The sequence below is a fragment of the Acinetobacter legionensis genome, from assembly GCF_057165765.1.
Window position 1 is genome coordinate 484,241 of sequence record NZ_CM169896.1, and the last position, 11,452, is coordinate 495,692.

Here is an 11,452-nt window from a genome sequence, read left to right on the forward strand (position 1 = left end):
TAATGATCAAAAAAACTTTAGCCACCGTCATGATGATTTCTGCTTTAGGTTTCAGCTCAATGACTTTTGCTGCAACGCTACAACAAAATATGCAGGCATTAGGTAAAAACTATAAAGCATTTAATCAAACCAATAATGCCGCTGAAGCAAATAAAGCTTTAGATAATATGCGTGCTGCTGCAACGGACGCTAAAAAAGTCAAACTTAAAGGTCGTGGTGATGCTAGTGCACCAACTTCGACTCAGTTATATGATCAATTGATTGCGCAAATTGATAAGACTCAAGCGCTAGTCAAAGGTGGTCATTTAGATCATGCAAAAATGGAAGGCAAGAAAATTGCTGAAATACGTGATCAAGGGCATAAGATCTATCAGTAATCGATTCATTTGAAAGCACAAAACCGTTAGTTTTAATGACTAACGGTTTTTTATTGTGAGGAGATTTTTAAAAGATATTGAATCAAAAAACTCAGCATGATTCGGATTTGCTCATCGCATAACACCTGTTAAGTTAGATGTAGAAAAGTGAGGAGAAATGTGATGCAACAGCACAATCAGTTTGAACGTATTGCAAAAGCCATTGAATACATTAAACACAATTTTAAAGCACAACCGAATTTAGATGAGGTGGCTGCGCATATTCATTTAAGCCCTGCACATTTTCAACGTTTATTTACAGAATGGGCTGGAACCAGTCCGAAGAAGTTCTTGCAATATATCAGCATAGAACATGCAAAAAACTTGTTAAAACAAGAGCATTCGGTATTTGATGCAACGTATGACACAGGACTATCGAGCACCAGTCGTTTGCATGATCTATTTATACAAATTGAAGGGATGACACCTGCTGAATACAAAAGTGGTGGGGAAAACTTAACCATCCACTACCAGTATGCTGAAACACGCTTTGGAATGGTTTTAGTGGCTTCAACAGCCAAAGGGATTTGCTTTATGTCTTTTGTGGAGCATGCGCAAGATGCCTATAGCGCACTCGTTGAAAAATTTCCTAAAGCAAGATTTTATCAGCAAGCAGATGCCTTGCATGAACATGCTTTGGCCATTTTCTCATCTGAACAAAAACCATGGAGCCAAATTAAGCTGCATCTAAAAGGTACTGATTTTCAGCTTAAAGTTTGGGAAAGTTTGCTTAAAATCCCGATGGGACAATTGGCGACCTATGCAGACCTTGCAGAACAGATTGGAAATCCAAAAGCTTCCCGTGCAGTCGGTACTGCGATTGGCAATAATCCAGTGGCTTTTTTAATTCCATGTCATCGTGTGATTCAAGCAACAGGTGTTTTAGGTGAATATCATTGGGGTAAAACACGTAAAGCCGCTATGATTGGCTGGGAAGGTGTGCAAGTACATGCCAGCGTTTAATCCACAACAAGCAACAGCGTTGCTCAATAAAATTGAGGGTTTAGATTGGGAGACAATCCGTGCTCAGATGCATACGCAAGGCTACTCAATCCTTAAAGACTTTTTATCTGATGAATTGTGTGAGTTGATTAAAAGTCATTACAACCATCAACAACTGTATCGAAAAACCGTCAATATGCAGCAACATCGTTTTGGATATGGCGAGTATAAATATTTTAATTATCCATTACCAAACTTGCTTCAACAGCTTCGAACTCAGTTTTATCCCTATCTAGTTCCTATCGCCAATGCTTGGTCTGATGCTTTAAAGTTGGAGCGACACTATCCAGATTCATATCTTGAATTTTTACAACAATGCCAACAAGCGGGTCAAAATAAAGCCACTGTTTTGATTTTGCACTATCAGCAAGATGGTTTTAATACCTTACATCAAGATCTATATGGCGAGGTCTATTTTCCGATCCAAATGGTATTTGTACTGAGTCAAGTCAATACCGATTTTACCGGTGGTGAGTTGGTGTTGACTGAGCAAGTACCACGAGCACAGTCGAAAGCCATTGTTTTACAACCTGATCAAGGGGATGTGTTAATTTTTACCACACAGTTTAGACCCAAGAAAAGCACTTATGGTTATTATCGAGTTAATATGAAGCATGCTGTCAGTCAGGTGCATACAGGGGAGCGTTATACATTGGGGATTATTTTTCATGATGCTGTGAGTTAAATGATGATTAAGCATGATGATATTGAGCGCTTGGCGTTATATCGAAAAATCAGGAATGCTGAAATTTTATTTGCAGGCAATCAAAAGCTAAAAATTTATGGACGTTTAAACTGTGGTTCGGGCAAGCGGATGTTAAAAACCAATCGGGTATTCTTTAGTAGTGAAGCTGAAGCCTTGGCATTGCAATATCGCCCGTGTGGACACTGTATGAAATCAGCCTATGTGAAATGGAAAAATGCAACAACTTGAGTTTCTAACCGATCCCCATGAGAATTTGCTTACACAAGATGGAATAGTGAATTATTTCGGAAAAATTATGGATGAAGCCATCGCCAATGATTATTTTGAGAAATTGCTCGCACATATTGAATGGCAAAATGACCAAGCGATTATTTTTGGCAAAAAGATCATCACCAAACGGAAAGTGGCTTGGTATGGAGATCGCGCTTTTGAATACACGTATTCAAATAGTTCCAAATATGCCTTGCCATGGACTGAAGAATTACTCGAACTGAAAAAACAGATTGAATTAATTACGGGTGAAACATTTAATTCTTGTTTACTGAATCTTTACCATACGGGTGAAGAGGGTATGGCATGGCACAGTGATGGTGAAACAGATCTAAAAAAGAATGGCGCAATTGCATCTTTAAGCCTAGGTGCGGTTCGAAAATTTGCCTTTAAACATAAAAATAGCCAAGAAAAGATTGAGATTTTTCTCGAAAATGGCAGTTTGCTGGTCATGAAAGACACCACTCAAACATATTGGTTACACCGCTTAGCCCCAACAAAGAAAGTGCATACGGCTCGGATTAATCTAACCTTTAGAACAATCGATGAATCATGATTTTTCCTCACGGATAAGCCAAACAATTGTGGCAAAAATAAAATTGATTAAACTCCCATAAAAAATAAAATTGTAGGGAATCATGTTGAGTAAAACTTGAGAATAACTCAGCGGATAAAAGGGATACATATCTGCATGCATCAAAGCATCTAAAAAAACATGGCTAAAACTACCGACCAAGGCACTGACTGTCGCCACTTGCCATGTGATCTGCCAGTTTGCTTGTTTAAATAAGTTGCGTAAGCAAAACTCACTCATCACTTTACCTATGGGGACTGCAAGCAAAGCAATCAACAAAGCACCAAGTAAATTATGAGTATATAAATGGAGTGTGGTCCAGCCTTGAATAATACCAACTAGAGGTTCGATATCCATCAAAACCTGGACACCGAAGAAGATTAACAAGCTAAATTTTTTATTTGCAATGGCTTTACAACTTGCGCCTAAGCCCAAATGTAAGGGGGTAAATGGCATTGTTATTTTTCATGCTTATTGTGATGTTTAAATTATAAAAAATTGCATCACCCACGTTTGTGAAGTTTGAGTGATTTTATCTGATCAAACATAAAAAAGACCGCATAGCGCGGTCTTTTAAACTTAATTACTGAGAAATTAAGCTTGGCCTTCAGCAGCAGCGCCTTGGGCACGTTCCATATTTGCTTCAAACTCTGCATCAAAATTGATTGGCGTAAGAAGTAATTGAGGGAAGCTACCTTTCGTTACAAGATCATTAACTGCTTCACGCAAGAATGGGAACAAAATGTTCGGGCAGTAAGCGCCTAAGATGTATGGAAGGCGGTCTTCTTCAATACCATCAATCAAGAAAATACCTGATTGCGTTACATCGACGATAAATGCTGTATCGCCAGCATTGTTCGCTTGAACAACAACTTTTAAAGACACTTCAAAGTGGGTTGCATCCACTTTTTCAGCAGCAGAAGACAAGTTGATGTTTAATTCAGGTTGCCATTCTTTGGTAAAAACTTGAGCCCCAGGTACTTCAAAAGAAATGTCTTTTGTATAAATACGTTCTAAAGCAAGTTGTGGTTGAGCTTGTTGTTCTTCACTCATTCTTTATTCCTTAAATTTTAAGAAGTGATTCATTAATTAAGTTGTGGATTAACCAAGTAACTCATCGAGTTTGCCGGCTTTTTCTAAAGCATAAAGCTGGTCAAAACCACCGATAAATTCATTATTAATAAAAATTTGTGGCACTGTACGGTGTCGAGTTTTCTGGATCAGCTCAGTCTTAACTTCAGGTGCTTCTTCATCGAGATTGATTTCGGTAAAAGCAACACCTTTACGCTCAAGTAGAGATTTCGCACGTACACAGTATGGGCAAAAAGTTGTTGAATATACTTTTACTTCAGCAGTCATGTTGAGCTCCTTAAGCTTATTTTTTAGCTTTAACTAATGGCAAGCCTTGGGCTTTCCAGTTACTGATACCACCATCAAGACGATAGCTGTCTGCATGGCCGACTTGTTGCAAAGCACTTCCTGCAACTTGACCTAAGTTACAGATAAATACTAAAGGACGGTCAGCAGTTTTTAACTCTTCAATGTGACTGGCAATTTGACTGTATGGAATGTTGCGGCTGCCACTCACATGACCTTCACGGAAATCTTTAGCATCGCGTAAATCAATCAACATCGCATTTTTAGCTTTTACTAAAATACCAAGTGATTGTGGTGAAATCTTACGACCACTGCGTTGTCCTTCAAAAATAAAGAACAAGATCGCCAGTACCCCTAAAATACCAAATAAGAAGGGGTGATTCCCCATAAACTCAAACCAACGTTCCACAAGTCACCTAATTACAATCAAAAATTGCGTCGAGTATAGCGTATATATATGGTGATCAAAATCACCGCTTCAAGGTTCTCAAAGAAGAAATTTAATTTTTTTGTTGCGCATCAGTGATTTCTTCAATTAAGCGTAAATAACTTTCATGTCGTCTGGCTAGAATTTCACCATTTTCTACCGCTTTTTTAATGGCGCACTGTTTCTCATGCGTGTGCGTGCAATTACGATATTGGCAATGCCCAATCAAGTTCGAAATTTCAGGAAAGCCTGCATCAATCTTTTCTAGGCTCAAATGCCAAAGCCCAAATTCACGGATGCCGGGCGAGTCGATCAAGGCGCCATTTTCACCAAAACGAATCAAACGGGTAGAGGTCGTTGTATGTTGTCCGAGCGCCGAGTTTTCAGAAATAATATTGGTCTTCTGCTCTGCATCAGGAACGATGACATTAATCAAGGTACTTTTGCCGACACCTGATTGCCCAACGAAAGCAACAGTTTCGTTGTCGAGTCGTTGCTTTAATTCGCTAATATCACCTTCAGACTGAGTAATCAGTACTTCATAGCCTAAGTCTTGATATTCTTTAATCAGATCTAAAATAGGGTCATTTTCTTTGAGTAAATCTGATTTGTTTAATACCAAAAGGACTGGAATATCAGCATCCGCACATGCCACTAAATAGCGATCAATCAGCGTGGGTGCTGGCTCAGGCAGAGTTGCAAAGACGATGACAATTAAACTGATATTGGCTGCGACAGGTTTAACTTTATGATAACGATCGGGACGTGTTAACAATGAAGTCCTTGGATGAATGGCGGTGATGATGCCTAAACCTGTATTGGGATCTGCTTGCCATTGAACTTTGTCGCCCGTCACTAACAGCTCTAAATTGGTTCGTGTATGACAGCGCCAAACACTGCCTAATTCAATCGGTTTCCAAAAGGGCTCTGGATCACCTTCATTGACGATCGGTTTTTGCGGATGTTGAGTAGGAACAGAAAGGGCTTGTACTTCGAGTTGTCGTCCATAATGCTGAACAACAAGACCTTCAAGGTCATTGGAAGTGTCGATTTCTTCTTGACGTGTTTTATGTTGTTTCTGAATGCGGCGTTGCTGCTGTTCAGTTAAACGACGTTTACGAATTAAAGCCATTCATATCCTAAAAACCTTAAAAATGAGAAGGCAAAAATACCATGACAGGCGAATGAATTACAGCGAAGATGTAAGAAATTTGCTACTATTCATTTTTTATTGGCCTAATAAGATTGCACTATATGAGCAGCACTCCGGATACCCGCTTAATTTGGATCGACCTAGAGATGACAGGTTTAGATACAGATAATGACAAGATCATTGAAATTGCGACAATTGTAACAGATGATCATTTGAACATTTTGGCGGAAGGGCCTGTACTCGCAGTGCATCAATCAGATGTTATCCTCAATGCAATGGATGAGTGGAACACCAAACAACATGGTCAGTCAGGGCTGATTGAACGAGTACGTCGTAGTAAACTCACAGCGCAAGATGCAGAGCAGCAAACCTTAGAATTTTTGAAGAAATGGATTAATCCTAAAACTTCGCCAATGTGTGGTAATTCAATTTGCCAAGATCGCCGTTTTATGCACCGTTTAATGCCTGAGCTTGAACAATTCTTCCATTATCGTAATTTGGACGTGTCTTCAGTGAAAGAGTTAGCAAAACGCTGGAGACCTGAAATTATGAGCGGTTTAAAGAAAAATGCTTCACATTTGGCAATGGATGATATCCGCGATTCGATTGCTGAACTTAAATATTATCGTCAGTATTTCTTTATCGCCAATCAAGATTAATCATCTGAGTGGTTAAATCTCATTACATATCAGATTGAAACAAGAGGCTTTTTAGCCTCTTTTTTTGCTATGCATTTTGGTTTTTTAAGCTATACTAAAGCTGATGTCCTCTGACAACTCGTTACAAAAAATAGCAAGCAGTTCAAATTGTTTGCATAAAAAACGTTTTAATATCCTTATATATATTTGAATTATTACAAAGAGATTGACTATGCAAAGTAATAACCCAATTTTAACGCGTGCGGAAACGTATGCAGATTATGAACAGCCAATGACTGTACAAGGCGCAATTCAAAAATCAGTTTTATTGACTGTTATTGCGGCCATACTCGGTGTTGGAATTTTTTTCTATAGCTTTACCACAATGAATGTTGGAATTGCCTATGCTGCCGCAATGGTCGGTGCAATTGGTGGTTTGATTCTTGGATTGGTTGCTACATTTAAACCGAATACCGCACGTGTTTTAGCTATTCCTTATGCATTCTTTGAAGGTGCATTTTTGGGTGGTGTTTCAGTGATCTTCCAACTGAAGTTTCCGGGCGTACCATTACAAGCACTTTTAGCTACATTTATCACAACTTTAGTGATGTTTGGTTTATATAAATTCCAAATTATTCGTGCGACTGAAAAATTCAAATCTATTGTAATTTCAGCATCTATCGCAATTGCATTGGTTTTTGTGGTGCAGTTCATTATGCGTTTGGCTTTTGGTTCAAGCATTCCATTCTTATTTGAAAGTAGCATTTTAGGTATTGGTTTTGCTGCATTTGTTGCGGTGATCGCATCATTGAACTTGATTCTTGATTTTGATTTGATTGAATCTGCTGCTGCACAACGTGCACCGAAAGCCTATGAATGGTTATGTGGTATCGCTTTATTGGCAACATTGGTATGGATGTACTATTCATTCTTACGTTTATTGAGCTTGTTGCAAGGTGATGATTAATTATTCCCTTTATATAGATTGATAGATTTAAAAAGGCGCACTCGATTCAGTGCGCCTTTTTTTATGTTTTTAGTAAACTTTAAAAAAAAGATGCATTATGCAATTTAGTTATGGGTCAAGACTTGGCATTATGCTTACAAAATTGATCAGGTGAGAATTTCATGGCACAAGGACTATTGGCAGGTAAACGCTTTTTAATCGCGGGTATTGCAAGTAAATTATCCATTGCATTTGGTATTGCTCAGGCATTACATCGTGAAGGTGCAGAACTCGCATTTACTTATCCAAACGATAAACTAAAAAAACGTGTAGATGATTTTGCAGAACAATTCGGTTCTACTTTAGTTTTTCCTTGTGATGTTGCTGTGGATGCTGAGATTGACCATGCATTTGCTGAATTAGCAAAGCATTGGGATGGTTTGGATGGTGTTGTACATTCAATCGGCTTTGCACCTGCGCATACACTTGATGGTGATTTCACGGACGTCACAGATCGTGAAGGTTTTAAAATTGCTCATGACATCAGTGCTTATAGTTTTGTTGCTATGGCACGTGCAGCAAAACCTTTATTGTTGGCTCGCCAAGGCTGTTTATTGACTTTAACTTACCAAGGTTCAGAGTCTGTTATGCCAAACTATAATGTTATGGGTATGGCGAAAGCATCTTTGGAAGCAGGGGTACGTTATTTAGCATCAAGCTTAGGTGCTGAGGGTATCCGTGTAAATGCAATTTCAGCAGGTCCAATCCGTACTTTAGCGGCATCTGGGATTAAATCTTTCCGTAAAATGTTAGATGCTAATGAAAAAATTGCACCGTTAAAACGTAATGTGACGATTGAAGACGTTGGTAATGCAGCCTTATTCCTATGCTCACCTTGGGCAAATGGGATCACTGGTGAAATTCTGTATGTCGATGCTGGTTTTAATACGGTCGGTATGAGCCAGTCGATGATGGATAGCGAATAAAGTTAAGTTTATTTAACTGATTGAATTAAAGACATAAACCTCAATATTAAAACGTGAATATTGAGGTTTTTTTACAAATTTTAAAAAATTAACCGATCAATAAACTAGGATTCAATCGTTTTTTTTGATTAAATGTTCATAAATATTAATATTATTTTAAGTTTGATAAGAAAATGAATTTTGCCAATATATTTTCGGCTCTGCAACACCTTGGATTGACTGCGCAAAAACGAGCCTTGCATATCCAATTTAGCAATCCTGATTTGACTGCTCAAGTCTTCTTACAACGCATCGATGGGCAACATGGTCTAAACCAAGGTGTGTCTATTGAACTGATTTGCCTTGCCACTTCGGCTGTGATTCCACTTAAACAATTTATCGGTAGCCAAGTGGCCATTGATCAAGTCACAGATCATGGACAACTATTTCGTAGCACAGGGGTGATTACTGAGGCCGCACAAGGGCAGAGTGATGGCGCACTGACACTATATAAACTCAAACTCGAAGATGCCACTTCACTGTGGCATAAACGCCGTAATAGCCGAGTGTTTATGAATAAGTCGGTTGTGCAAGTCATAGAAACGCTGTTTAAAGAATGGCAAGACAAAAGCCCACTCTTTGCCTCCAGTCTAAGCCTCGATAAAAGTGGTCTTAAAAAAGATTACGATATTCGACCATTCATCATGCAGAGTAACGAAAGCGATTATGCATTTTTAACCCGCCTGATGCGCAGTGAAGGGATCAACTGGCTGATTGATGAAGCGCAATTGATTGTAGCAAGCGCTGCGACCCAAATTCAGCCACAAAAACTGCGTTTAGTGGATGACAACAGCGAATACAAAGTGCTAGAACGAAGAAAAATTCGTTTCCATCGTAGCAGTGCCACAGAACAACAAGACAGCATCACCAGCTTTATCGGGCAACGTAGCTTACAACCCACCGCTGTTCACGTACAACGCTGGCAAGCAGATGTGTTAGAACAAGAAGAGGGCGCAGGTAGTGTCCAAAGCAAACACCAACATAGTCAAAATCAAAACAATGCCAGTCTTGGTTTAGAACAGGCTTGGCATATTAGCCCAGCATGGATTCAAGACCTGAACGGTGAAGATCAAGCAACTGCCTCAAATAACAATCAGATTGAAAAGATTAACCAAAACCTAAGCAATTACTATGATTCACAAGCCAAACAATTTACCGCAATATCTACAGTACGTGATGCACAAGTGGGGTATTGGTTTGAGTTAAACGAACACCCAGAAATAGACCAACACATTGGCTCAGACAAAGAGTTTCTGATCACGTCAAAGACATTCTATAACCAGAACAACTTACCCAAAGACCTGAGCGAGCAAATCAATCGCTTGCTCAAACAAAGTAATTGGGTCAATTCAAATGTAGACTCAAATAACCCAGAGCGCCAAGCCAATCAATTGGTACTACAACGCCGTAATATCACCACTGTTCCTGAATACCACCCACTACAACACTGTCCAAGTACTCATCCACAACGTGCCAAAGTGGTAGGGCCAAGTGGAGAAGAAATTCATGTCGATGAATGGGGGCGTATTAAAGTTCGCTTCCTATTTACCCGCAATGAAGATCACAGTCATGATGGTGGTGCAGGGAGCAATGACAACGACACCGATTCCGCTTGGGTGGATGTACTGACCCCGTGGGCAGGTGAAGGCTATGGTGCACGGTTCTTACCGAGGATTGGTGAGATTGTTGTGATAGATTTCTTTGATGGCAATATTGACCGACCATTTGTGGTGGGGCGTATTCATGAAGCGCAACGAAGCCCAACGAAATTTGATGACAAAGGGCAATTGCCTGATACTAAAAAACTGGCAGGGATCAAAAGTCGAGAAGTTAAAGGCAGTGGCTATGGCCAGCTTAGATTTGATGATACCACAGACCAAATCAGCAGTCAGCTACAAAGTAGTCACGGTGCGAGTCAACTTAACCTCGGTAATCTGAGTCATCCTAAAGAAACTGATACCAGTGAAGGACGAGGTGAAGGCTTTGAACTGAGAACAGACCAATGGGGTGCAGTACGTGCAGGGCAAGGCCTACTACTCAGTACCTATGCTCAAGATTCAGCTTCAGGCAATCACCTTGATGCAACAGCCGCGAAAAGTCAGTTAGAAAGCAGCCTAAATAATTCTAAGGCCTTAAGTGAAGTTGCCAAGAATCAGCAAACTGATCCTTTGGAAGTGTTGGAAAGAATAAAAGGATTTATCAATACACTAGACCAACAAGATCCGGAAAAAGCAAATGCATTTAAGTCTGCGGTGATGATGTTGGCTTCACCTAATTCGATTGCGCTTGCCAGTAACGAAGATATTCATCTTTCAGCAGATGGGCAAATCAGTCATACCGCAGGCGACAGTATCAACCTAAGCACACAAAAGGCTTTGATTGGGCATGCCAGTGCTAAGATCAGTCTTTTTGCGGCACAGGAAGGGGCAAGGTTATTTGCTGGAAAAGGTAAAGTTGAAATCCAAGCACAAGGCGATGGTGCGGATTTGATTGCACGTAAAGGTATTCAAATTATCTCTACTGAAGAAGCAGTTTATATTACCAGCCCGAAAGAGATCAGACTGATAGGGGATGGTTCTGAGTTAAAGATCAATGGTTCAGGGGTATTTTCAACTACAGGTGGTTTGTTTGAGGTGAAGTCGGGACAACAGAAATTTACCAGTGGTGCGAAGGTTGAGATGAAATCTCATGAATTCAAAGAAACACCTTGTTATTTAACTTATGAAGCAAAAGATTTATTTGGAAATCCATTAGCGAACAAAAAGTACTTAATGATTTTACAAAATGGTGAGGTTATACAGGGTATTACAGATAGCCAAGGAAAAACTAAAAAAGTAACAACAGGGTCACCAGAAAATATTTCTATTTATATAGAAGATGAAAATATTAATAGCTACAATTTGAAAGTAGAGGAATAA

At 39.5% G+C, this 11,452-nt stretch carries 14 protein-coding genes; 9 read left to right on the forward strand and 5 right to left on the reverse strand.

The genetic code is table 11. The features are described from left to right. Window positions 1-2: 2 nt before the first annotated feature. The 5 genes from AC2G3J_RS02330 (at window position 3) to AC2G3J_RS02350 (ending at window position 2,950) form a co-directional block, all read left to right on the forward strand. The gene (locus AC2G3J_RS02330) at window positions 3-377 is read left to right on the forward strand and encodes a cytochrome b562 (RefSeq protein ID WP_004725812.1); all 375 of its coding nucleotides are present in this window, start codon (window positions 3-5) and stop codon (window positions 375-377) included. A 162-nt stretch (window positions 378-539) separates the two neighbouring features. Continuing rightward, a complete protein-coding gene (locus tag AC2G3J_RS02335) occupies window positions 540-1,379 on the forward strand; it encodes a bifunctional transcriptional activator/DNA repair enzyme AdaA (RefSeq protein WP_004816942.1) in 840 nt (279 codons plus the stop codon). Next, window positions 1,366-2,103, forward strand: coding sequence for a 2OG-Fe(II) oxygenase (locus AC2G3J_RS02340; protein ID WP_483770607.1), 738 nt, complete (start codon window positions 1,366-1,368; stop codon window positions 2,101-2,103). The genes AC2G3J_RS02335 and AC2G3J_RS02340 overlap by 14 nt, the downstream gene beginning before the upstream one ends. Window positions 2,104-2,106: 3 nt before the next feature. Next, window positions 2,107-2,352 carry an Ada metal-binding domain-containing protein gene (locus tag AC2G3J_RS02345; RefSeq protein WP_419327727.1) on the forward strand — a complete coding sequence of 82 codons (246 nt, stop codon included), beginning with the start codon at window positions 2,107-2,109 and terminating at the stop codon, window positions 2,350-2,352. Next, window positions 2,339-2,950, forward strand: a complete 612-nt coding sequence (locus AC2G3J_RS02350; protein WP_483770608.1) for an alpha-ketoglutarate-dependent dioxygenase AlkB family protein — start codon at window positions 2,339-2,341, stop codon at window positions 2,948-2,950. The genes AC2G3J_RS02345 and AC2G3J_RS02350 overlap by 14 nt, the downstream gene beginning before the upstream one ends. Here the strand turns inward: AC2G3J_RS02350 and AC2G3J_RS02355 are convergent. The 5 genes from AC2G3J_RS02355 to rsgA all read right to left on the reverse strand — a co-directional run bounded on the left by AC2G3J_RS02355 (window position 2,945) and on the right by rsgA (window position 5,904). Then, window positions 2,945-3,424, reverse strand: a complete 480-nt coding sequence (locus tag AC2G3J_RS02355; RefSeq protein ID WP_419358810.1) for a DUF4184 family protein — start codon at window positions 3,422-3,424, stop codon at window positions 2,945-2,947. The genes AC2G3J_RS02350 and AC2G3J_RS02355 overlap by 6 nt on opposite strands. 138 nt (window positions 3,425-3,562) lie before the next feature. Beyond that, window positions 3,563-4,021, reverse strand: a complete 459-nt coding sequence (secB, locus tag AC2G3J_RS02360) for a protein-export chaperone SecB (RefSeq protein ID WP_004725824.1) — start codon at window positions 4,019-4,021, stop codon at window positions 3,563-3,565. 48 nt (window positions 4,022-4,069) lie between these two features. Continuing rightward, window positions 4,070-4,327, reverse strand: a complete 258-nt coding sequence (gene grxC / locus AC2G3J_RS02365) for a glutaredoxin 3 (RefSeq protein WP_004725827.1) — start codon at window positions 4,325-4,327, stop codon at window positions 4,070-4,072. A 16-nt stretch (window positions 4,328-4,343) separates the two neighbouring features. Then, the gene (locus tag AC2G3J_RS02370) at window positions 4,344-4,754 is read right to left on the reverse strand and encodes a rhodanese-like domain-containing protein (RefSeq protein ID WP_004725828.1); all 411 of its coding nucleotides are present in this window, start codon (window positions 4,752-4,754) and stop codon (window positions 4,344-4,346) included. Window positions 4,755-4,845: 91 nt separating this feature from the next. Next, the gene (gene rsgA, locus AC2G3J_RS02375) at window positions 4,846-5,904 is read right to left on the reverse strand and encodes a small ribosomal subunit biogenesis GTPase RsgA (protein ID WP_004725830.1); all 1,059 of its coding nucleotides are present in this window, start codon (window positions 5,902-5,904) and stop codon (window positions 4,846-4,848) included. Between the two features lie 122 nt (window positions 5,905-6,026). On the opposite strand from rsgA, the gene orn reads away from it, so the two are divergent. The 4 genes from orn (at window position 6,027) to AC2G3J_RS02395 (ending at window position 11,452) form a co-directional block, all read left to right on the forward strand. Continuing rightward, window positions 6,027-6,584: an oligoribonuclease gene (gene orn, locus AC2G3J_RS02380; protein ID WP_004725833.1), complete on the forward strand. Its 558-nt coding sequence runs from the start codon at window positions 6,027-6,029 to the stop codon at window positions 6,582-6,584. A 211-nt stretch (window positions 6,585-6,795) separates the two neighbouring features. Further along, window positions 6,796-7,530, forward strand: a complete 735-nt coding sequence (locus AC2G3J_RS02385; RefSeq protein ID WP_004816949.1) for a Bax inhibitor-1/YccA family protein — start codon at window positions 6,796-6,798, stop codon at window positions 7,528-7,530. A gap of 161 nt (window positions 7,531-7,691) precedes the next feature. Further along, entirely contained in the window at window positions 7,692-8,495 is an 804-nt protein-coding gene (locus AC2G3J_RS02390) for an enoyl-ACP reductase FabI (RefSeq protein WP_004725837.1), read from the forward strand. Between the two features lie 173 nt (window positions 8,496-8,668). Further along, window positions 8,669-11,452: a type VI secretion system Vgr family protein gene (locus AC2G3J_RS02395; RefSeq protein ID WP_483770609.1), complete on the forward strand. Its 2,784-nt coding sequence runs from the start codon at window positions 8,669-8,671 to the stop codon at window positions 11,450-11,452.